This is a genomic window from Stutzerimonas decontaminans (genome assembly GCF_000661915.1).
GTDB classification, from domain to species: Bacteria; Pseudomonadota; Gammaproteobacteria; order Pseudomonadales; family Pseudomonadaceae; genus Stutzerimonas; species Stutzerimonas decontaminans.
On sequence record NZ_CP007509.1, the window covers coordinates 4,250,165 to 4,272,296 of the forward strand.

Genomic DNA, 22,132 nt, shown 5'->3' on the forward strand with positions numbered 1-22,132 from the left:
GAGACAGACATGAGCCCAACGAGTATGGCCAGCCGCGCGGCAATCGGCTGCGAACGTGACGGATAACCCTTTTCCTGATGTTGCTGATGCGGCCGGTGGGGTGCAGTGACCGGCCGGCTGCCCCGGGCAGGTCAAGAAATCGCAAGCGCTTGAGCCTGGTCAGTGATCCACCGACGCAATGGCCCATAGTGCAGTTATCGTCGTTCGAACGGATATAACGCATGGCTGGGCTCATGGCTTCACCCACACCGACAACGTTGCGCGGAATCACGCTGGGCTTGGTATTGGCCCTTTACGGCTGTCAGAGCCTGCCACCGCCAGCAAGCTGCTCCGGGCCGAACTACTACTTTCCAGCCGATAGCTTTCCCAGGCACTACCCGGCATCGGACGATCAGCGACGAAGCTGGTACGCCGCGCCTCTGGCGCGCGTCGGCGAGCCTTCGCTGTCTTGCGGTCACTCTGCCAATGCGCAGAGCTATCGCCTGCTCTGGCTCAACAGTCAGGGGCATCCCGTGGCGATCCGCATCACGCGTACGGGCGATGCGATCATGCTGTACGCGTTTCAGTTGTCCGGCTGGGGGACCACCGACCCTGGCAGCCTGACCGGCTATACCCACAGGCGTCTTGACAGTGGCGACTGGCAGCAACTGCAAACGGCGTTGAAAAACGCCGAGTTCTGGCGTCTTCCGACTTCAGGCAATCTCTATGGCAGTCACGGCGGCCAATGGGTCATCGAAGGCAACGATCGCGGCCGCTACCACCTCGTTGACCGCTGGAGCCCCGCCGCTGGGCCTTATCGCGACTTGGGCGACCTTTTCTTCGAGCTGTCGGGCTGGGTCAAGCCTTATCCAAACCAGTAGCCGTTTCAGAATGAACAAGGCCCGCCATTGGCGGGCCTTGTTCATTCAGCACAGTCGGATCATTCCTCTTCGCGAGAAACACCCCAGTAGAACTGCATCGGCGATGTGATGCCCTGCAGATCGGCGCGGAAGGCAACAGGTTCGAAGAACTGGCCCAGCACACCGAACGCACCGATGTCCCACAGCCGTTGCTGAATGCGCGCGGCCAGGTCGGCCTTCTGGGCGCCCGTCGCTTTTGCCGCCGCCGCGCGCAACTGCTCGAGTTCGGCGTCCTCGGCCCATCCATACCAGCCAGTCTTGGCGTCGCCGGAGAAGGCGATGGCCGAGGTGTCGGCGAGGTCTGCCGCGTTCCACCAGGTGTGGAACATGCTCCAGCCGCCGTCCGCTACCGACACGCGCCGCTCACGTTGCTCCAGCAGCATGGCCCAGTCCATGTCGCGAACCTGAACGACCATACCTAATTCCTGCAGCAGATCGGCTGTTACCTTGGTGAAGGCAGCCATGACTGGCATATCGGTCGGATTCAGCAGTACCACGGGCGTGCCGTCATAACCGGCATCCTTGAGGGCCTGCTTGGCCGCCTGCAGATCCCCCCTCTTCATCACCTCACTGCCTGCTTCGTTGGCCAGAGGCGTGCCGCACGGGAACACCGAGTAGCAATTGCGCCAGTAACGACTGTCGCCCAACGCCGCCGACATATAGGCATCCTGCTGCATCGCCATCAACACCGCGCGGCGCACGCCGGCATTGTTGAAGGGGGCCTGCTGGTGATTGAACCGCGCCATGGCAACGTTACCCAGCGGATCGGTCGAGGCTACGGTAACGTCCTCGTTGCCTTCCATCAGCGACACCAGGCTGGTAGACGGCGATTCCACATAGTCGACTTTGCCATCAATCAGTTTGCGGACTGCTTCTTCCTGATTGGGGAAATACTGCCACTTGACCACATCCACCTTGGCAATCTTCGCTCCGGCCGCCAGCGACGAGGGATTTCGCCGAGGCACGTAATCCGGGTTCCGTACGTAAACAGCCGTATCGGCTGTTTTCTTGTCCGCCTTGTAGATGAATGGGCCCGAACCGACGGCTTCGGTGATGGGGGTAAACGCGTCAGTCTGCGCAATACGCTTGGGCATCATGAACGGTACGTTTACCGAAACTTTTGCCAGCGTCTGAATAATACTGATGTCCGGCTCCTTCAATACGACAACGAAGCTTTTATCACCATCGGCCGTCAAACTTTCAATATTCTGGAAAAGTTGCTGGCCATTACCATCACGCTGACCCCAACGCTGCAATGACGCCACGCAATCTTCGGCCGTCACTGCGTTACCATCATGCCACTTCAATCCATCACGAAGTTTGAACTTCCATGTTTTCAGGTCACTGGAAGATGTCCAACTTTCCGCCATTTGCGGACGCGGCGTCAGATTCTCGTCAAGTGCGAACAATGTGTCATAAATCATGTAACCGTGACTGCGCGTGACGTAGGCGGTGCTGGTAACCGGGTCAAGGCTGGTCAGCCGGGCATGGGAAGCCACAACCAGCTTATCCGCGCAGCCTGCGAGCAGCACCGAGGCAGCTATGGCAGATAAGGTGAACAGTTTTTTGTGAATCACGGTGGCCTCCTGAGCCCTGTACGAAAGACCGCCTGATGGCGCTCCAAAAGTTTTCTTTCAATATAAATACTCTCTTTCCTCTCCCACCGCTTGATCCGGATCAAAATTTCTAGCCAGGCAATAAAAACAACAAGCACATGACAAAGATCAATTCTTGTTCTTGGGCACCCGTATAATGTCCAACTTATCTACTCATCCCCTCGGCATTACGCCTTATTAGGCAAACATCATGTCAAACCACATCCCGCCGGCGGGCGAATCCGCAAGCCGCCTGCGTTTCTATGGCGACGAGTTTGTTTTTGATGTTGTTTCGGGAATGTTTTTCCGACTCAACCCTGCAGCCAGTTACATGCTGCGAGCGATCGATTCTGGTGCAAGCCCGAGCGAACTACCGCAACTGCTCGTCCAGCGTTACGGCCTCGATAACGCAACGGCAACCCGTGACGCTCAACTGTTTATCAACAATCTTGCGGCAATGGAGCCGCTCGATCGGCTTTTCGACGCCAAGGCGGGCAAATCATGACCAGCGTCGCCATCACCGGCCTTCATCGTGGCAACAATCCGCAACCTGGAGCAGCTGTAGCTGCCGGGCTGCGTCGGAGCTTTCCGGACGTCCGGATCATCGGACTGTCCTACGACCCCCTTGAGAGCGGGCTGTACTGCCACGACCTTGGGCGTCCTGACGCGGCCTACCTGATCCCGTTTCCCGGCGCTGGTGCCAAGGCCACGCTGGATCGGCTGGACGAAATACTCGCATCCGAGCCGATCGACTACATCATCCCCTGCCTGGACTCGGAGCTGGACAACTACATCGAGCTACAGCCGGAGCTAAGTAAAAGAGGGATCGGCTGCCTGTTGCCAACCAAGCGGGCGCTGGATGATCGCGCCAAGGCGAACCTCTACGATTTCTGCAGCTCCCTCGGCGTGCCGACTCCCCGCACGCTGGCAGCAAACGATCCCGATACGCTTGCCGCGCTGGCCTGGCAGCTCGGTTACCCGGTGTATGTGAAGGGCCGCTTCTACGAGGCGCACTTGGCGACGACGCCGAAAGAGCTATACGAAGCGTTCGACGAGATCATCCGCGTCTGGGGCGCACCGGTGTTGGTGCAGGAGATGGTCGTCGGCGAGGAATACGACATCGTCGGCCTTGGCGACGGCCAGGGTGGGCTGATCGCTTCCTGCTCGATTCGCAAGATGCTGCGCACCTCGGCGGGCAAGGGCTTTGCCGGCGTCGTGATTGCCGATCCCGAGCTGGACGAGCTGGTCGCCCGCTTTATCGGCGCGCTGCGCTGGGCTGGTCCGTTCGAGCTGGAGTTCATCAAGGTGCCCGGCAAGCCCCACGCATTGTTCGAAATGAATCCCCGGTTTCCGGCATGGGTGGATTTCCCGTCCCAGATCGGCTGCAACCTGCCCGCTCGGTTGCTGGAACAGCTCCAGAATCTCCCACCTCAGCCGCTAACCAGCTGTAAGCCGGGACAGATGTTCATACGCCATAGCATCGATGTCGTGACCGATATCGCCGACGTCGCCCAGATGACCATTACCGGCGAGCGCGCCGGCGTCTCGGCCGACAGCCAGCCAACCTCAAGGTGATCACGTGAGCCAGAATTACTCCCAACCCATGATCAGTGGCGAGCTTGGCAGCAATAACCCAAACGCTGCAGTGGACCGCAATTACTATGCACGGGGCATGCACGTTCCTGCACTCTTCGAGATCGACGGCAACCCCATTCCGGCCCTGGTCGCAGAGTTCGGTTCACCCTTGTTCGTATTTTCCGAACACACGCTGCGCAACAAGGCCCGTCATGCCCGCGAAGCGTTCAAGCGGCGCTATCCGAAAACCAGCTTCGCCTGGTCGTTCAAGACCAACAGCCTCAACAGCATCTGCTGCATCCTGCGTCAGGAGGGCTGGATTGCCGAAGTGGTTTCGGACTTCGAGTATGAAAAGGCTCGAGCGCTGGGCTTTGCGGGCTCGGAGATCGTCTTCAACGGTCCCTACAAGCCGCGCCACATACTCGAGCGCGCGATTGAGGAAGGCGCGCTGCTGCACATCGACAACTGGGACGAGCTCAACCTGATCGAGGAGCTGACGAAGGGCCGCAAACAGCCGCTGGATGTCGGCATCAGGGTTTGGCTGGATGCGGGCATCCGACCTGTGTGGTCCAAGTTCGGCTTCGCCTTGGCCAATGGCGAGGCCGAACGAGCCGCCGCGCGCATCGTGAAGAATCCCGGGCTGCGGCTGCACACTCTGCATACGCATATCGGTACCTACATCCTGGCACCGGAAGCCTACCGCAACGCTACGCAAAAGCTGCTGGCGCTGCGCGACGCCATCCATGAACACCATCATCACCTGGTCGAGTGTCTGGACCTCGGCGGCGGTTTCCCTTCCAACAGTCTGCTGCATGGCATGGCCGGACCGGCCGAACAGGTGGTGCCGCCGATCGAGGCCTACGCTGATGCCATCACCGAAGTGTTGAACAGACTGCCGGAGAAAAAACGACCTCTGCTGCGTCTGGAGTCCGGCCGCCACATCGTCGACGAGGCAGGCTATCTGCTGACCAGCATCGTGGCGGTCAAGGGTATGCATCGCTCCCGCGTCGAGGCGGAAAGCCTCTCCGCACGGGACTACAAAGAGCAGCTGATCCTCGGCGAAGACCCGAAGGTCAGTTACATCGCCGACGCCGGCATCAACCTGCTCTATACCGCAGCCTGGTACCGCTTCGATGTCCGCCCATCTCGCCTGATCGCGGCTGCGCCCGTGCCGTCGCGCATCTACGGCTCGCTGTGCATGGCCATCGACGTCATCCGCGAACAGGTGGACCTGCCGCCGCTCGAAATCGGCGATGTGCTCAGTGTTCATCCGGTCGGCGCCTACAACGTCGGCCAGTCGATGCAGTTCATCGCCTATCGGCCGGCGATCGTACTGATCGACGAGAACGGCATGCCTGAGCTGATCAAACCTGCCGAATCGCTCGACGATGTACAGCGCCTGGAGCGCCTGCCCGCAAGACTGGCGGTTACGTGATGGACAGCGACTACTCCGCGAGTGAACCGAAACGCGCGTCAATGCGCGCCGCCCATCGCTTCACCACACCGCTGATCTCCATTCTCGGCCCTGCCCTAGGTGGGGCCTTCATGATCCCGCACCCGTGGATCGGTGCGCTGCTCTGGCTGGGCCTGTTCCAGAACCTGCGCTTTGCCGCTTTCGCGCTGTTCGGCGCTGTACTGGCTGAGAGCATCCTGCGGCTGTTCCAGATCCGCGATCACTCCGCCGCCGAAGGCAACCTCAAGGCCAACGCCCTGCTCTCAGCAGTGGCCGCATCCTGGCTCACCGAACATTCCGGGCTCGCCGTTGAAGCGCAGGTTCTGGTGGTGACCTGTACCGTCACCGCCACGACGATACTGGCGATGGCAACCCTACGCCCACTCCTCAAAGCAGGGCTGCCACCGTTGGTGGTCGCCTACTGCATGGTATCGGTGTTTCTCTTCGCCATTTTCCCGCACTGGACCCTCTCCTCTATGGCAGAGATGCAGTGGTGGCCGGTGCCCGAAACACCCCAGCAATGGCTGATCACCTATTTCCGCACATTGGGTGCCCTACTGTTCTCGCCGACCCTGGGCGTAGGCACCATCATCGCGCTGGCGATCCTGCTCTGGTCGCGCCTGGCATTCGTAGCCGGCACGCTCGGTTGGGTCGCCGGGATCATCACGGCCGTCCAGCTCAATCAGCTGGGCGTGGTGTTCTACTGGATGCCAACGGCCTACAACTTCTTTCTGGCTGGTGCCGCCCTGGGCGCCATCTTCCTGGTTCCCAGCCGTATCAGCCTGCCCCTGGCAGCGCTCGGCGGAGCCGCAGCCGCATTACTGGCGGCGGGCTTTCAGCATCTGTCGCCATACACCGCGGTCGGTTACCTGCCGCTGGCATCCGCCCTGACGATCTGGATTGCGCTTAGCGCTGTGGGTGTCACCGAAAACTTTCTCGTACGGCGCAATCGAACCATGCACCTGCCGCCGGAAGCGGCCTGGCAGCGTTTGGACTACTGGTCGCGCCGCAGCGGCAGCGGGCCCTTCCTCATCGTGCCGCTATGCGGTAGATCGCGCATCACCCAAGGCGAAGACGGCCTGCTCAGCCACGTCGGCCCCTGGCGTCACGCGCTGGACTTCCAACCGCTACCGGCGGTCGAGCCAGGCCTGTACGACGGCATGGTCATGGCACCAGCGTCCGGCTATGTCGAGCGTATTCATGACGGAGTCAGCGATAACCCGATGGGCATCTGCAACTACGCCGATAATTGGGGCAACTTCGTGATGATCCGCCTCGACCAGGGTGGCTGGGCATTGCTGGCGCACCTGCAGCAGGGCTCCATCCTGGTGAGTCCAGGCTCACGAGTCGAGGTCGGAGCCTTCATTGCCCGGATGGGAAACTCCGGGCGCTCGCCGACCCCACACGTGCATCTGCAGTGCCAGCGAACCGCTGACCCGAGCGGACCGACCAAGCCGTTTCAGCTAGCAAACTTCCTCTCGGCACCAGACGTCAGCCAGCCGTTCCAGCATTGGCATGCGGCGACGATGCCATCGCAAGGCAGCCTGATTTCGCCCGCCCCGGCCAACCCCGCCGTCCAGTCGCTGCTGGCCAGCGCCGCGCCGGGTATCGCCGTATGGAGCATCGAAACGGAGGGAACGGTGCCCAATATCCTCGGCCATCAGGGCGATACCGAGCGAGTGAGCGTCACGCTGGATGCCGCCGGTCAGCACCTGCTGCGCAGCGATAGCGGCGGCATGATAACCGTGCATCTGTCACCAGACGCCTGGCGTGTCGGTGAGGTACAGAAGAATTGCTCCGCCTTGCTCTGGCTGCTCGCTCTGGCAGTGCCCTCGGTGCCCTACGCCGCCACGCCGGGGATGAAATGGGATGATCTCGCGCCGTTGCTGGCATCACGCCTGCGCGGCAGCCTGCCGCTGTTTCTCGCGCCCTATCGTTCCAAGCCCTTCGTGCGAGTTCGCTGTCATTGCGTCACAGCACCGGACGGCGAAGGGCACGGTCTGAGCATCGTCAGCGAGACAAGCGGCTCGCTGACCTGGCTGCCGACACGCTTGCAATGTCGTCTGGACCGTCTGTGCGGCCCTGTATTTCTGCAGGCCGACTTTCCCCATGGGCGGATCACCTACACGCTGGTCTCGTTCGAGCCAGGCTTGCCATTCGGTCGCTGAGTGCGTGACCAGCGCTCAGTTGACGAGCGCTACGTCACGGCCGCTTCGCGCCGCATAAGCCAGCTGCTGTTCCCGGGTCAGGTTGCCGAGCAGGAAGCGCAGCATGCGGGTCCGGCTATCCACGGTCGCTGCCGGGTCGCCGCCAACCCGTTTGCCCTGGAAGCTCTGCGGCGGTATATCCAGATCGAACGAGTGTGCCGCATCCGGATAGACCTTTACCTCCAGCGCCGCGCCTTCGCCGCGCACGCCCTGACACTCCCGTGCCGGCACCCAGTTGTCCTTGCCTCCGGCCAGAATCAATAGCGGCGCACTCAACGCCACACTGGAGCGTCCCAGTTCACCGCACCAGGGGTAGTAGGCCACCACACCGCGAAAGGCTGTTTGGCCATCACCATAATTCTTCGGTGCTGACGCTTTCGCTGCTCGAATGGCGACCGCGCCGCCGTTGCTCTGTCCCATCAAAAATATGTTATCCGCCGCAACGTAATCCTGCTGAGCCAGATAGGCCAAAGCGTCATAAGCGTCGTTCGTGCGATATGTAAGCGCCTTGAACAAGGCTGGATTATTCGAACACAACTTGCCACCGCCAAAGTTGCGAGGTCCAAAACTATCAAGGTTCAACACAACGAAACCCTGATTACGCAGAAACTCGGCATGTGTCTGTAGACCATGACGCACCGGCGCCTGCCAGCCACCACAGCCGTGCATCAGCACAATGGCAGGAAAAGGCCCCGTACCGTCCGGCACGAACAACTCGCCCTGCAGAGATAGCGCCTTCGCTGTATGCGGGTCGCTGGCCTTGAGTGTTACCGCACTGTATGCCTGCGCCACGAGTGGAAAAGCGAAGGCCAGCGTAAGAGCACAAGCAGAGCGAGCCAAGCGGATCATTGCGGTCATACTTTCACTCCGAGCTATAGCGGATACATATTACAATTATATCAAAATTCGCCAAATCAAATTTTCAAAGAATAAACAACAGAAAATTCAGCGTTTAATTTTTAATTATCTCACCGATATAAAAAAGCCCCTACACCCAGTAGCTATTTAAGCAACCTCTTTAATAACGATCCAAACTATCTGTCAGCGCTCATCATCACCGCGCCTTCAGCTCCTACTTTCGTACAGCAACCATTGAGGCATGGTCACACCCCGCGCCACTCGCTACGGTCGACTTCTTCCGGCGAGGCGCCGGACGGTAGTGCGGCAGGCGCAGGTTGCTGCCGATAGAGCTTTAGTTCGATAGACGATACGCGACGCCGCGCCAGCCCGCCGCCCAGCATGAGAGTGATGACCATGTCCCTGTTTTCCCGTCTCAAGGCCGGCACTGGTGCCGGCGAAGGTGTTCTCAGTCTGCATGTCAGTGCTCGGCAGCTGGCGGCGGAACTGGCCGGACTGCGCTTCGAACCTACCTATATCGCAGGCTTCGTCTCGCCCCACGTCGAGATTGATGCGGTCGCGCAGCAACTGCGTCAGCGTTTCGGGCACGCGACGATAAGCCTGTGCAGTACCGCTGGCGAACTGTCCAGCCAGAACAGGCAGCTGTACTGCACCACTAGCGGACAGTGGGACGGGGTGGTGCTGCAGCTGTTCGACGCCAGCGTGATCGCCAGCGCCGAAGTCGTGCACGTACCACTGGGCAGTGAGGACATCCGTGGCGATGGCCAGCGCCTGCCGATGGCTGAACGCATCGCGCGCCTTACCGCCTCGATCAAACGCCTGCAGGTATCGATGAAGATCGATTACCGCGACACCCTGGCGAACATCTTCTTCGACGGCCTTTCGGCCTCCGAATCCTTTTTCATGGAGGCGCTGTACGAATCCGGGCGCTTCCCCTGCCTGTTCGTCGGCGGCTCAGCCGGTGGCAAGCTGGATTTTCAGAAGACCCAGCTGCATGACGGCAAACGCAGCTACCAGAACCACGCGCTGATCGTCTTTCTCAAGTGCGCGCGGGACGTACGCTTCGGCGTGTTCAAGAGCCAGAACTTCGAGCCGACGCCGCTCAGCCTGAGCGTGCTCAGCGCCTCCCTGGAAGACCGTTACATCAGCCAGGTGGTCGACGCTCGCGGCAACATCCGCACCATGGTCCAGGCGCTGTGCGAGGCGCTCAAGTGCGCGCCGCAGGAGCTGGAGCAGCGGCTCGCCGACTATTCCTTCGCCATCCGCGTCGGCGAGGAGGTGTTCGTCCGTTCGATTTCGCAGATCGACTTCGCCAACGAACGGGTCCACCTGTTCTGCGACGTGGCCCCGGGTGAGGAGCTGATCATGGTCAAGCGCACACCGCTGGCCGAAGCTACCCGCCGCGACTACCAGCAGTTCATGCGCAACAAGCCCGGCAAGCCGCTGGTGGGCATCCTCAACGACTGCATCCTGCGCCGGCTGAACAACGAGCAGGCACTCGGCGGTATGGACCCGGTGTTCGATGACGTGCCGGTAGCCGGTTACTCGACCTTCGGCGAGATCCTCGGCCTCAACCTCAACCAGACCCTGACGGCGGTGTTCTTCTTCCGCACCAACAGCAAGGAAGAGTTCCACGACGAGTACACCGACAACTTCATCGCCTACCACGGCGAGTTCAAGGCGTTCTTCCTGCGCCGGCAGATCAAGAAGCTGACTGGCCTCAGCCAGGTGGTGGTCAAGCAGATCGAGCAGTTCAAGCGCCAGGACTACAGCAGCGCGGTGGACATCAACGGCCTCGACGAACACATCCGCCCGGTGTTCCGTGGCCTGGCCGACCTTGGCCAGGTGCTGTCCCAGGCCGACCATGAACGGCAGTCCATGTCCGAGCAGCTGAGCCAATGCGCCAACGAGTTGCACGGTTCGATGGACGACCTGACCCTGAACATCAACCAGCAGGGCACCGTCATCGAACAGGCCGGCAGTTCGGTCAAGCAGATGGTTCACCAGGCCGATGAGGTGGTCAGCAGCGCCCGCGACCTGGCGCAGTCGAGCCAGCGCATCCAGTCGGTGGTGCAGACCATCCAGCAGATCGCCGGGCAGACCAACCTGCTGGCGCTCAATGCGGCGATCGAGGCGGCGCGCGCCGGCGAGCAAGGCCGCGGTTTCGCCGTGGTGGCCGACGAGGTGCGCAAACTGGCCGAGATCACCGGTAAGAACGCCGAGGAGATTGGCACCGATATCGACCGCCTGGCCAGCGAGATTCGGGCGGTGGCGCAACACATCGAGACCCAGTCGGCTGGCGTCGGCTCGCTGACCGGGCTGCTCGATGCACTGGAGAACTCGAGCAACCTCACCGCTGGCACCTCACGCCAGACCAAGGGCGTCGCCGACCGGCTGATCGGCCTGACCGCGCGCTGAGGCGCTTCGCCGATGGTTAGCGCGTCAGGCGCGCGCGAACCTCTGCGTAGGGATAAGCCTCCAGCGAGGCGAAACCGGGGATCTGTCGCGCCTTGAGCTTGGTGAACACCGGCACGCTGATGCCGCAGAGAAAGCGCGTCAAGCATTCGGTGCTGGGCGCATCGCCTTGTAGCTGCGTGTAGCGCTGACTGAATTCGACGCAGTGGCCGGCCAGGTCCGTTTGATCCAGTGGCGCCAGCGTCGGCGGTTCCGGCAGTTGCGCGACCTGTCCACGACAGACCGAGCAATGCCCGCAGTGCTGTGGTGCCTGGCGATCACCGAAATAGGCGGCCAGCCGCTGGCTCAGGCATTCGGCGGATTCGAACAGCGCCAGCATGTTGTCGATGCGGGTGATTTCACTGGCTTCGTGCTGCTTGAAATAGGCGTGCAGCTCGTCGCTCAGAGCTTCGGCATCGAAGCCCGTGTCGAGCAGCGCATAGACCTCGGTCATCTGCTTGCTCTCCAGCTCGATCCAGCCCTTTTCCTGGAAGTACTCCAGTGCCTTGACCACCCGCGCGCGGTCGGCGCCGTGCTGCTGATAGAGCGCGTCGAAATCCAGAGTGCACCAGGTCCGTGCCCGCGCTGAGCTGTGCACGATGGCCTCGACGAACTGCCGCCGCTCGCCTTCGAATTTCGCCACCAGCACCTCGGGTTCGAGCAGGTACTTGAAGCGGTACTCGGCGAAATAGGCGAAGCGTGGCGCGATGATGCCGCGCAGCTCCAGCTGCACCAGCAGGGTTTTCAGCGGCAGCTGGCGGATGTTGCTCTGGTCCGATAGCTGGTTGAGCATCAGCTCCCACTGTCCGCCTGAGCCCGCCTGCAGCAGCTCGTCGAGTACGCAGCGGATGCCCTTGCGCTCCGGCGTATCGCCGTAGACGAAGTTCTGCAGCACGCTGAGGCTGTCGCGGTTGGCCAGCACCAGGCAGTCCGATGGCTTGCCATCGCGCCCGGCTCGACCGATCTCCTGACTGTAATTCTCCACCGACTTGGGCAGGTCGTAGTGCACCACGTTGCGGATGTCCGCCTTGTCGATGCCCATGCCGAAGGCGATGGTGGCGACGATGCAGTTCAGCTCGCCGGCCATGAAGCGGCGCTGGATCGCCTCACGCAACTCATGGGCCATGCCGGCGTGGTAGGCGCTGGCCGGGAAGCCGCGCTGCGCCAGATGCTCGGCAACCTGCTCGGCGGTCTTCTGCTGGGTGACGTAGACGATGGTCGGCTGACCACCCTTGTCGGCCAGCCATTCCACCAGCCGGCGCTGCTTGTTTAAGCCGCTGACCGGCTCCACCAGCAGATTGAGGTTGGGCCGGTAGAAGCCAGTAGTCACGACGTCGTCCGCCGCAATCGAGAATTTGGCCTGCATATCGGCGATCACCGGCGGCGTCGCCGTGGCGGTCAGCAGCAGCACTTGGGGAATGTTGAACTGACGCTGGTAGTCGGGAAGCTTGAGGTAATCCGGGCGGAAGTTGTGCCCCCACTCGGAGATGCAGTGCGCCTCGTCCACTACCAGCAGCGAGATCGGCACCTGGCTGATGAAGTTACGGAAGCGTTCGTTCTTCAGTCGCTCCACCGAAATCATCAGGATCTTCAGTTCACCGGACTTGGCCCGGGCCATGGTCTCGCTGGCCTGCTCGCGGCTCTGCGCCGAGTCGATGCTGCCGGCGGCAATGCCGTTCCGGTGCAGAAAGGCCAGCTGGTCCTGCATCAGTGCCAACAAGGGTGAGACCACCAGGGTCAGATGCGGCAACAGCAGCGCCGGCAGCTGGTAGCACAGGGATTTTCCGGAGCCGGTAGGAAAGATCGCGGCCACCGAACGGCCGGCCACCACAGCGCGAATGGCCTGCTCCTGGCCGGTACGGAAGCGGTCGTAGCCGAATGTCTGGACGAGGGTCTGCTCGATCATGCTGAGTCACTCCTTTGACTGGAGGCCGGAAGGTAGCAAAAGGAGGGAGACGGTACTGCAAAGCGGCGGGCAGGTGTGGCCGCTCATCGATAAAGCGCGGCCAAGCATGGGCCGGGTTCAAGAAAGACAGTCAACAAGCGAAACGGCCAACCATTTCAGTCAATCGGCGGGATTGGAATCGGCAATTACCGTTAGCGGCCTATCTACTTCTACGATTGGCGCGCTCCTGAGAACAAGCACAAGCGTCGCCGGGTCAGGTGATCCGACACGCGAACAGGACGGACCTATGAACTAGAACAGGATGCCCTCGCCATGCGCGCAACCCTTATTGCCACTGCCCTTCTGTTTTCCTCTCTGGCCCAGGCTGACGAAGCCAAGGCTCAGCCCTACACCTACGGCACCCAGCTGGATGTCGCCTCGGTACTGTCGGTGAAGATAAAGCCGACCCCCTACTGCGAGGTGACCGACGCGGTGATGACCTATCGTGACTCGGCCGGTGCCGAACGCAAGCTGGCCTACCGGACGCTGTCCGAAGCGTGCAAATACCAGAACTGAGCGCCAGCAGAGCAACGAAAACACGGCGGGGCTGAGCGCGAGCGACGCGCCCGGCCTACCGCCAACGCGTGCTGCGAATCGAGAACGTGTCAGAAGCGATCGCGGATCACCACCTCGTCGAATGGCAGCTTGCCGATACGCGGCTTGGGCTCGGCAGCACGCTTGCCCACCGCGACCATCATGGCGATCACATGGCTGTCCGGCAGGTTGATCAGCTTTGCTACCGCATCGAAATCGAAACCGTCCATGGGGCAGGAATCCAGGCCTTTGCCGCGAGCGGCAAGCATCAAGGTCTGCGCCATCAGCCCGCAGCTGCGCATGGTTTCGTCACGCTGGACCTGGGGCTTACCACGGTAATAGGCGTCGATGGCGCCGGCCATGAAATCCTGCACCTCGCTTGGCGCACCGTCCCAGACGCGGCGGACATCCTTTTCCCAGCTATCGATCTGGGCGCAGATCACCACCAGCATCGAGGCATCGGTCATCTGCGCCTGGTTCCAGCCCACCTGGCGGATCTGCGCACGCAAGGCCGGGTCGCTGACTTCGACCAGTCGTACGTGTTGCAGGTTGAAGGCAGACGGTGCCAGCAGCGCCAGCTGCAGCAGCTCGTCCTTTTCTTCACGGCTGAGCTGAAAGCTCGGGTCGTAGGCCTTGACGGCGCGACGGCTGCGGATGGCTTCTTCGGTATTCATGGCGGTGCCCCTCATAGGAAAACAGTGGCGCCATGCTAAGGGTGCCAATCGATCGAATCCATGCGCCTAAACCGATAAGAATCATCGACCCATTTGATGCGAGTCGCACTTGGCGCAAACGAAAAAGCCGCCCAAAGGCGGCTTTTTCGATGACCCTGCAGGCAGCTTAGAGCTGCGGGCCGGCGTTGCGGATGGCGTCGGAGACGTCGAACTTCTTGAAGTTCTCTACGAACTTCGCTGCCAGTTCCTTTGCCGCCTGATCGTAGGCGCTCTTGTCGGCCCAGGTGTTACGCGGGTTCAGCAGCTGGGTGTCGACGCCGGCGACGGCCTTCGGCACGTCCAGGTTGATGATCGGCAGATGCTCGGTCTCGGCACCGATCAGCGCACCGCTCTGGATCGCAGCGATCACCGCACGGGTGGTCGGGATGTTGAAGCGCTTGCCAACGCCGTAGCCGCCGCCAGTCCAGCCGGTATTGACCAGGTAGACCTTGGAGCCGAAGCCATTGATGCGCTTGATCAGCAGCTCGGCATACTCGCCAGCCGGACGCGGGAAGAACGGCGCGCCGAAGCAGGTGGAGAAGGTCGATTTGATGCCGCTGCCCGAACCCATCTCGGTGGAACCGACCAGCGCGGTGTAACCGGAGAGGAAGTGGTAGGCGGCCTGCTCGTTGTTCAGGATCGACACCGGCGGCAGTACGCCGGTCAGGTCGCAGGTCAGGAAGATCACCGCATTCGGCTCGCCACCGAGGTTCTTCTCGGAACGCTTCTCGACGTGCTGCAGCGGGTACGCGGCGCGGCTGTTCTGGGTCAGGCTGGCGTCGGCGTAGTCCGGCAGACGGGTACGCTCGTCGAGCACCACGTTCTCCAGCACGGCGCCGAACTTGATGGCTTTCCAGATCACCGGCTCGTTCTTCTCGGACAGGTCGATGCACTTGGCGTAGCACCCCCCCTCGATGTTGAACACGCGGCCAACGCCCCAGCCGTGCTCGTCGTCACCGATCAGGTAGCGGCTTTCGTCCGCCGACAGGGTGGTCTTGCCGGTGCCGGACAGACCGAAGAACAGGGTGGTGTCGCCGTCTTCGCCGATGTTGGCCGCACAGTGCATCGGCAGCACGTCGACGTCCGGCAGTAGGAAGTTCTGCACGGAGAACATGGCTTTCTTCATTTCACCGGCGTACTGCATGCCGGCGATCAGCACCTTCTTCTCAGCAAAGTTGATGATCACGCAGCCATCGGAATTGGTGCCATCACGCTCGGGTACGCACTGAAAGAACGGTGCATTGAGGATACGCCACTCGCTCAGGCCCGCCTGATTGAACTGCTCGGGGGTGATGAACAGGCAGCGACCGAACAGGTTGTGCCAGGCAGTCTCGGTGGTCATCTTGACCGGCAGGTAGTGCTCGGGATCGGCGCCGACATGAACATGGGAAACGAAGCTGTCACGCTCGCCAAGATAGGCTTCAACGCGATTCCACAGCGCTTCGAAGTTGCCAGCAGGGAACGGACGGTTGATCGGGCCCCAGGCAATCTGGTGCTGGGTGCTGGGCTCCTCGACGATAAAGCGGTCAGCCGGAGAACGACCCGTGCGGTGCCCGGTCTTCACCACCAGAGAGCCATTGGCGGACAGTTCGCCCTCTCCGCGCTTGACGGCTTCTTCAATCAGTTGAGCGGTGCTGATGTCGGTGTACACGGCGTTGGTGGCTTGCGTCATGAGTGTTCCCGTCGGCCCTGGGCCGATTCCTCCATGCTGTTGTAGCCCGCCAAAGAGCGAACTACATCGAAAAAAGTGCGCGCGATTATGCCAGATAATGCGCCGCGCTGGGTATGAGGCCGTGATGGCCAAATAGTTCATTGCCTGCCTACCGATCCATCCCCGCCTCATCCCTCACCGTATCGACGCTCAACGGCAAGCTGCCGCGCAGCTCACGACGCTCAGTGGCGGGTATCCGATGGGCTGTCGCTGCCGCCGCCAGCGAATAGCTGGGCGACATCGGCGGCGTCATAGGTGTATTTCTCGTTGCAGAACTGGCAATCGATGCTAACCGCACCGCCCTGCTCGGCCACCAGCTTCTGCGCATCCTCCTCGCCGAGGCTGATCAGCGCACGGGCCGAACGCTCGCGCGAACAGCTACAGCGGAAACGGATCGGCAGCGCATCGAACAGGCGCAGCTGTTCCTGATGATAGAGGCGATGCAGCAGCGTTTCGCTGTCCAGGCCCAGCAGTTCTTCCGCGGTCAGGGTATCGGCCAGGGTCCGCAAGTGCTCCCAGCTGGCGTCGCGCTCCTCGGCATCCTTGATGCGATCGGCCGGCAGCTGCTGCAATAGCAGTCCACAGGCGCGGCGGCTGTCAGCGTTCAGCCAGAAACGCGTCGGCAGCTGTTCGGAGGCCGCGAAGTAATCGGTCAGACAGGCCGCCAGGTTGACCCCGTCGAGGCCGACGATGCCCTGATAGCGCTGACCATTGGCCGGATCGACGGTAATCGCCAGCATGCCTTCGGGCATCAGCTCGCCCAGGGTTGCGCCTGGATGGATCTGCTCGGCGTGATAGCGCGCGATGCCACGCACTTCGCGTGCACTGGAGCACTCGACCATGAGCAGCGGAACGGCGCCGCTGGAACGCGCCTGGAGAATCAGCAGTCCATCGAACTTAAGCGTACCGACCAGCAGCGCCGCAGCCGCCAGCAGCTCGCCGAGCAGTTGCGCGACCGGTTCGGGATAGCTGTGCTTGGCCAGTACGTGCTGGTAGCTTTCCTCGAGCGTGGCAATCTCGCCGCGAACATCGGAATCATCGAAGAGAAAACGCTGGGTTTGATCGGGCATGCTGAACGCTCGTACCTAGAATTAATGGCGCATTCTAGAGCCAGCTTCGATCACCTCCAAGGTCAAGCCCACCCTGCGCCAATATGGGCCCCTTATCTCCTTATAGGACGACCCGACACCAAGCAACCCAGAACTTACCAGCCTTGTCAACAAAAAGGCGCCACAAGTGCGTCACTTAAAGGCTACCAGCGCACAAAATACAATCATCATGGCTTCTGGCCAGTGATATTGTTTTGATGTCAAACATTGGCGTCCAAGGTGCATCATGGAAGTTAGCGTCTTTGGTTCTGGTTATGTGGGCCTCGTTCAAGCTGCCGTTCTGGCTGATGTAGGTCACCAAGTCATATGTGTGGACATAGACGACCGGAAAATAGTTCAGCTGCGGCAGGGCATTCCTTCTATCCATGAGCCAGGTCTAGCCGCTTTGCTCGAGGAGAACATCAAGGCTGGGCGCTTACATTTCACCACCCAAGCAAGCGATGCCGTAGCCCACGGAAAAGTGATCTTCATCGCCGTGGGCACACCGCCGAATGAAGACGGCTCTGCGGACCTGCAACACGTCCTAAGTGTTGCCCGCCAGATCGCAGGGATGATGGAGCAAGACCGCACCCTTGTGATCAAGTCCACCGTACCGGTTGGCACTGCAGACAAGGTCAGAATGGAAACACGCGCAACGCTCGATGCGCGCGATAAAACTCATCTGAACGCTTACGTCGTGTCCAACCCCGAATTCCTGAAGGAAGGCAGCGCAGTCGCCGACTGCAGCCGCCCCGACCGCATCATCATCGGTAGCCAGGACCCGATCGCTCAGGCGCAAATGGCCGAGCTGTACGCGCCATTCAACCGCAACCACGAACGCACCACCTACATGGACAACCGCAGCGCCGAGTTGGTCAAGTACGCGGCCAACGCGATGCTCGCCACCCGCATCAGCTTTATGAACGAGCTGGCCAGCCTGGCGGAAAGCCTAGGCGTGGACATCGAGGCGGTACGAAAGGGTATCGGCTCTGATCCAAGAATCGGTTATCACTTCATTTATCCCGGATGTGGCTTCGGCGGTTCGTGCTTCCCGAAGGACCTGAAGGCTCTGATCCATACCGCGGAAGAAAACGGAATCGAGCCACGTCTGCTCAGGACTGTCACGCGGATCAACGACGATCAGCGGCAGCTCCTTCTGCACAAACTAAAAGCCCAATTTCCCGAAGGGCTGGCCGGTAAATCTATCGCGGTCTGGGGTCTGGCGTTCAAACCCAATACCGACGATATGCGCGAAGCACCGAGTCGCTATCTCATGGAAGCGCTCTGGGCAGAAGGCGCCCGCGTGCGCGCCTTCGATCCGGAGGCCATGACTGAGTGCCGCCGCATCTACGGCTACAGGAATGACCTCGAACTTTGCGCAACCCGGGATGACACCTTGCAGGATGCCGATGCTCTCGTGATCTGCACCGAGTGGAAGGCGTTTCGTGTAGTCGATTTTGACGAGCTGAGGAAAAAGCTTCGCGCGCGACTGGTTATCGACGGCCGCAACCTGTTCAACCCACAGCAGCTGGCACGCGCCGGGCTGCATTACATCGGCATTGGCTTACCCTATATCCGCCCTTCGAGCGCATCGGTCCCAGCATGAAGACGTTAGTTACTGGAGCGGCCGGGTTCATAGGCGCGCATACCACTCTGCGCCTGCTGCGAGAGGGCCATGAGGTTATCGGTCTGGATAACTTCAACGATTATTATGACCCGCAGCTAAAGGAAGCACGGGTGCGGTGGGTGCAGGAAGCAGCTGGCGACTTCCCGCTGTACCGTATCGATGTCGAAGACCACGACGAACTCGAACGGCTTTTTGCCAAGCATCGTCCGGACGCAGTCATCCACCTCGCTGCCCAGGCGGGCGTGCGCTATTCGCTGGACAACCCGCGCGCTTATCTGGATAGCAACCTTGCAGGGTTCCTAAACCTGTTGGAGGCCTGCCGCCGCCATCCAGTGCAACATCTGATCTTCGCGTCGTCCAGCTCGGTATACGGCGCCAACCACTGCACGCCTTACTCCGAGCGGCACAATACCGACCACCCTTTGTCGCTGTACGCCGCCAGCAAGAAGGCCAACGAAGCGATGGCACACAGCTACAGCCACCTGTTCGGCATCCCCGCAACCGGCCTGCGCTTCTTCACGGTATATGGCCCCTGGGGCCGGCCAGACATGTCACCCATGCTGTTCGCCAGTGCTATCAGCCATGGACAGCCATTGAAGCTTTTCAACCACGGCGAACATCAGCGGGACTTTACCTACATCGACGACATCGTCGAAAGCCTGGTGCGCCTGCTGCCGCAACCACCTAGTGCCAATCAATACTGGAATCACGGGGACCCTGACCCTTCGACCAGCGCGGCGCCTTGGCGCCTCTACAACATCGGCGGCAACCGCCCTGTTCATCTACGCGTCTACGTCGACACCCTGGCCCGTCTGCTGGGCCTGCAGGCCCAGCTGCAGTTGCTGCCATTGCAACCAGGTGACGTGATCAATACCTGTGCGGACGCCAGTGCACTGGAAGAGGCTATCGGCTTCACACCGCAAACCTCCCTGGATGAAGGGCTCGCACACTTCGTCGCATGGTTCCGTAGCTACTACCTTCGTCCGCTCAACATACCGGTAGTCAACGAACAAGCCTGCTCGCTCGAACCTAAAGGAGAGATAGCATGATGGAGACGCCTGCGGAGACATTGGTGCCTGACCCGAGCGCCCGAGAGGAGCTGCCGAGCTGGGAAAAGCGCCGTAGCCCGGCCCTGCGCGATAAAATCGACGCTGCCGTCCTGCTCCAGCAACGCGGCTGGCTTCTAGGTCGGCCTGGAGGGACCCCTTGGAGCCTTTCGCGCACCAAGCGCGTGACCGAAGCCCTATGTGCTGTCGTGATGTTGATCGTGCTGTCGCCGCTGCTGGTCATGGTTGCGGCGAGCATCAAGCTTACGAGCCAGGGACCAGTTTTTTTTATTCAGCAACGCACCGGCTTTCGCGGCCGCCGTTTCGGCATGGTCAAGTTCCGGACCATGGTCGTGAACGCCGAAGAGCTGAAAGAGAGCCTACGGCACCTGAACAAGCATGGTGCAGGCTCGGTCGACTTCAAGATCGACCGCGATCCTCGGGTGACCGCCATAGGGCAATGGCTTCGACGCTCCAGTCTCGATGAACTACCCAACCTACTCAACGTAGTACGCGGGGACATGCGCCTGGTGGGGCCACGCCCGACCTCATTCGACGCACATCGCTATCACAACCATCACCTGGGACGGCTAAGCATCTATCCCGGCATCACTGGGCTCTGGCAGATATCCGGCCGCAGTGAAATCGACTTCGATGACCGAGTTGCGCTTGATCTGGCCTATATCTCCCAACAAAGCCCCTGGCTCGACCTAAAAATCCTACTCAAAACCCCTTTCAAGGTCGTCAGCGGCCATGGAGCAAGCTAATGGACGGTTCACTCCCAACCATCCGTCTGGACGTCACCACTCCGAGCGAAATCAACATCGCCTCCACCGTGCTCGATCAACAGCAGCAGGTATTGCTATTGACCAGCGCCAATAAAGGCTGCGGTGTGACGACCAGTGCCATCACCATGGCTCACCAGCTTGCTTCTGCCTGTACCGGAAAGGTGCTACTGATTGATGCGAGCCTCTCGGCCAACAGCGTCACATGTCAGCTCGGTCTGCAAGAGCGTCCGGGCTTCCTGGACCTAGCGGCGGGTCACATAACTGCGCTGGATGATTGCCTGACGGAGCTGCCCGCCAATTCGTTCGACCTGCTGCCTCTGGGGCAGCGCAGCAGTGACAGCCGGGGGCTTTCGACTGAGCAGTTGCGGCAGCTTCTTGCACAGCTCAGCGAGCGCTACCGCTTCGTGGTGATTGATGGTGAAGCTGTCTACACCGGCGGCGACACGCTGACCATAGGTTCACTGGTCGACGGCGTCATCCTGGTGGTGCGCGCCGAAGAAACCCGCTGGGAAGTCGCCCAGGCCGCAGCGCCTGGCGCTGGCTGGTGCCAAATTGATGGGGAGCGTGTTCAACGCACGCAAGTACTACATGCCCAAATGGGTCTATGACCACCTCTGAGGCGCCATCATGAATTTCAAATCGGTACCCCTGCTTCTGGCTTTAGCCGGCTGCTCCAGCCCAGCAGTCCAGCACATGCCCGCGGAAATTGTGACGGCAGCCCCTTCCGACGCACTGCGCACTGAGGTGTTCACAATTGAAAAAACGCTGCGCCCTCAGGACGTTCTGGACTTGATCTTCTACATCGACCATACCAGCGTGCGGCCCTACCGCATCCAGCCTGGTGATCAGGTGGAGATCAACTTCCTCACCGCACCGGAGCTCAGCGGCACCAAACTGGTCATGCCCGACGGCACCATCGAGCTGCCTTATGTCGGTACGCTGGCAATCGCCGGCATGACAGCTTTGCAGGCCCAGGACAAGGTCATCGGTAGCTATCAGGCGATTCTCAAACGCCCCGTTGTATCGCTGTCGGTACCCCGTCCGCTTACCGCGGAAGAAAACCTCCGTCTGACGCTGAACCATCCCGCTACCGGACTGAGCCGAGAAATCACCGTGGGCTCGGACGGCCGCGCCATGTTTCCGCTCATCGGCGCTGTTGCGCTCCAGGGCATGACGCTCGCCCAACTCAACACCACCCTCAACGAGCGCTACGCCGCACATGCAGCCAACGTGCAAGTGGACGCGTTACTCAAGAGCACCAGCGCAAACGAGATATTTGTACTCGGTGAAGTGACCCAGCCTGGCGTGTATCCGATCCGTCGGCCGGTCTCGGTGCTTGAGGCGCTGACCCTGGCACATGGCGCCAACCCGCTGGCTCGCCTGGACTCGGTAGTGATCATGCGGCGCAAAGGCGACCAGATGGAAGCGCGACTGTACGACGTTGGCAAAGCACTTGACGCCTCGGCCGATACCTTTGCCTACCTGCAACCGGACGATTTGCTCTACGTGCCCAAGACCAAGCTTGCGCGGGCGGGGGAGATCAGCCGACAGGTTGCTGATGTGCTGCTGTTCAACGGAGTCGGCTTCGGCTTCTCATACCGGGTCGACAATAAGGATGACGACAATTGAACAGGTTGCA

General features: G+C 60.9%; 18 protein-coding genes and 1 pseudogene. 12 read left to right on the forward strand and 7 right to left on the reverse strand.

The window, feature by feature from the left end:
• Positions 1-221: 221 nt before the first annotated feature.
• Positions 222-860 (forward strand): hypothetical protein, encoded by a 639-nt coding sequence (locus UIB01_RS19745; protein ID WP_038664308.1) that lies wholly within the window; start codon positions 222-224, stop codon positions 858-860.
• A 59-nt stretch (positions 861-919) separates the two neighbouring features.
• Here UIB01_RS19745 and UIB01_RS19750 read toward each other — a convergent pair whose 3' ends face one another.
• Positions 920-2,476 (reverse strand): ABC transporter substrate-binding protein, encoded by a 1,557-nt coding sequence (locus UIB01_RS19750; RefSeq protein ID WP_038664311.1) that lies wholly within the window; start codon positions 2,474-2,476, stop codon positions 920-922.
• Positions 2,477-2,705: 229 nt separating this feature from the next.
• On the opposite strand from UIB01_RS19750, the gene UIB01_RS19755 reads away from it, so the two are divergent.
• Genes UIB01_RS19755 through UIB01_RS19770 form a run of 4 tightly spaced genes read left to right on the forward strand, consistent with a single transcriptional unit; the run spans position 2,706 to position 7,690 of the window.
• Positions 2,706-2,999, forward strand: coding sequence for a PqqD family protein (locus UIB01_RS19755; protein WP_038664313.1), 294 nt, complete (start codon positions 2,706-2,708; stop codon positions 2,997-2,999).
• Positions 2,996-4,069 carry an ATP-grasp domain-containing protein gene (locus tag UIB01_RS19760; RefSeq protein ID WP_051605116.1) on the forward strand — a complete coding sequence of 358 codons (1,074 nt, stop codon included), beginning with the start codon at positions 2,996-2,998 and terminating at the stop codon, positions 4,067-4,069. The genes UIB01_RS19755 and UIB01_RS19760 overlap by 4 nt, the downstream gene beginning before the upstream one ends.
• Positions 4,070-4,073: 4 nt before the next feature.
• Complete coding sequence (locus UIB01_RS19765; protein WP_038664316.1) at positions 4,074-5,504, forward strand: type III PLP-dependent enzyme domain-containing protein; 1,431 nt, start codon at positions 4,074-4,076, stop codon at positions 5,502-5,504.
• A 41-nt stretch (positions 5,505-5,545) separates the two neighbouring features.
• Positions 5,546-7,690, forward strand: coding sequence for an urea transporter (locus UIB01_RS19770; protein WP_180983594.1), 2,145 nt, complete (start codon positions 5,546-5,548; stop codon positions 7,688-7,690).
• 15 nt (positions 7,691-7,705) lie between these two features.
• Here the strand turns inward: UIB01_RS19770 and UIB01_RS19775 are convergent, their stop codons facing one another.
• Both UIB01_RS19775 and UIB01_RS23150 read right to left on the reverse strand, forming a co-directional pair.
• Positions 7,706-8,587: a dienelactone hydrolase family protein gene (locus UIB01_RS19775; RefSeq protein WP_051605118.1), complete on the reverse strand. Its 882-nt coding sequence runs from the start codon at positions 8,585-8,587 to the stop codon at positions 7,706-7,708.
• A 245-nt stretch (positions 8,588-8,832) separates the two neighbouring features.
• Positions 8,833-8,985 carry a hypothetical protein gene (locus UIB01_RS23150; protein ID WP_155268718.1) on the reverse strand — a complete coding sequence of 51 codons (153 nt, stop codon included), beginning with the start codon at positions 8,983-8,985 and terminating at the stop codon, positions 8,833-8,835.
• Between UIB01_RS23150 and UIB01_RS19780 the strand changes: the two genes are divergently transcribed.
• Positions 8,984-11,005, forward strand: coding sequence for an FIST N-terminal domain-containing protein (locus tag UIB01_RS19780; protein ID WP_038666004.1), 2,022 nt, complete (start codon positions 8,984-8,986; stop codon positions 11,003-11,005). The genes UIB01_RS23150 and UIB01_RS19780 overlap by 2 nt on opposite strands.
• A 16-nt stretch (positions 11,006-11,021) precedes the next feature.
• On the opposite strand, the gene UIB01_RS19785 is transcribed toward UIB01_RS19780, so the two are convergent.
• Positions 11,022-12,947, reverse strand: coding sequence for a RecQ family ATP-dependent DNA helicase (locus UIB01_RS19785; RefSeq protein WP_038664323.1), 1,926 nt, complete (start codon positions 12,945-12,947; stop codon positions 11,022-11,024).
• A gap of 312 nt (positions 12,948-13,259) precedes the next feature.
• On the opposite strand from UIB01_RS19785, the gene UIB01_RS19790 reads away from it, so the two are divergent.
• Positions 13,260-13,502, forward strand: a complete 243-nt coding sequence (locus UIB01_RS19790) for a DUF2790 domain-containing protein (protein WP_038664326.1) — start codon at positions 13,260-13,262, stop codon at positions 13,500-13,502.
• A gap of 89 nt (positions 13,503-13,591) precedes the next feature.
• Here the strand turns inward: UIB01_RS19790 and UIB01_RS19795 are convergent, their stop codons facing one another.
• The 3 genes from UIB01_RS19795 to hslO all read right to left on the reverse strand — a co-directional run bounded on the left by UIB01_RS19795 (position 13,592) and on the right by hslO (position 17,014).
• A complete protein-coding gene (locus UIB01_RS19795; RefSeq protein WP_038664328.1) occupies positions 13,592-14,194 on the reverse strand; it encodes a nitroreductase family protein in 603 nt (200 codons plus the stop codon).
• 166 nt (positions 14,195-14,360) lie between these two features.
• Positions 14,361-15,905 carry a phosphoenolpyruvate carboxykinase gene (locus tag UIB01_RS19800; RefSeq protein WP_038664331.1) on the reverse strand — a complete coding sequence of 515 codons (1,545 nt, stop codon included), beginning with the start codon at positions 15,903-15,905 and terminating at the stop codon, positions 14,361-14,363.
• 221 nt (positions 15,906-16,126) lie between these two features.
• Positions 16,127-17,014 carry an Hsp33 family molecular chaperone HslO gene (gene hslO, locus UIB01_RS19805; protein WP_038664334.1) on the reverse strand — a complete coding sequence of 296 codons (888 nt, stop codon included), beginning with the start codon at positions 17,012-17,014 and terminating at the stop codon, positions 16,127-16,129.
• A gap of 265 nt (positions 17,015-17,279) precedes the next feature.
• On the opposite strand from hslO, the gene UIB01_RS19810 reads away from it, so the two are divergent.
• From UIB01_RS19810 to UIB01_RS19830, 5 genes and pseudogenes are all read left to right on the forward strand, one after another.
• Positions 17,280-18,638 (forward strand): UDP-glucose dehydrogenase family protein, encoded by a 1,359-nt coding sequence (locus UIB01_RS19810; RefSeq protein WP_038664337.1) that lies wholly within the window; start codon positions 17,280-17,282, stop codon positions 18,636-18,638.
• Positions 18,635-19,708 (forward strand): NAD-dependent epimerase/dehydratase family protein, encoded by a 1,074-nt coding sequence (locus UIB01_RS19815; RefSeq protein WP_038664340.1) that lies wholly within the window; start codon positions 18,635-18,637, stop codon positions 19,706-19,708. The genes UIB01_RS19810 and UIB01_RS19815 overlap by 4 nt, the downstream gene beginning before the upstream one ends.
• On the forward strand, positions 19,708-20,472 hold the full coding sequence (locus UIB01_RS19820) for a sugar transferase (protein ID WP_080695140.1): 765 nt from the start codon (positions 19,708-19,710) through the stop codon (positions 20,470-20,472). The genes UIB01_RS19815 and UIB01_RS19820 overlap by 1 nt, the downstream gene beginning before the upstream one ends.
• Positions 20,472-21,111 (forward strand): annotated as a pseudogene (locus tag UIB01_RS19825) (CpsD/CapB family tyrosine-protein kinase). The gene UIB01_RS19820 and the pseudogene UIB01_RS19825 overlap by 1 nt, the downstream one beginning before the upstream one ends.
• Positions 21,112-21,120: 9 nt before the next feature.
• The gene (locus UIB01_RS19830; RefSeq protein WP_038664343.1) at positions 21,121-22,122 is read left to right on the forward strand and encodes a polysaccharide biosynthesis/export family protein; all 1,002 of its coding nucleotides are present in this window, start codon (positions 21,121-21,123) and stop codon (positions 22,120-22,122) included.
• Positions 22,123-22,132: the final 10 nt, after the last annotated feature.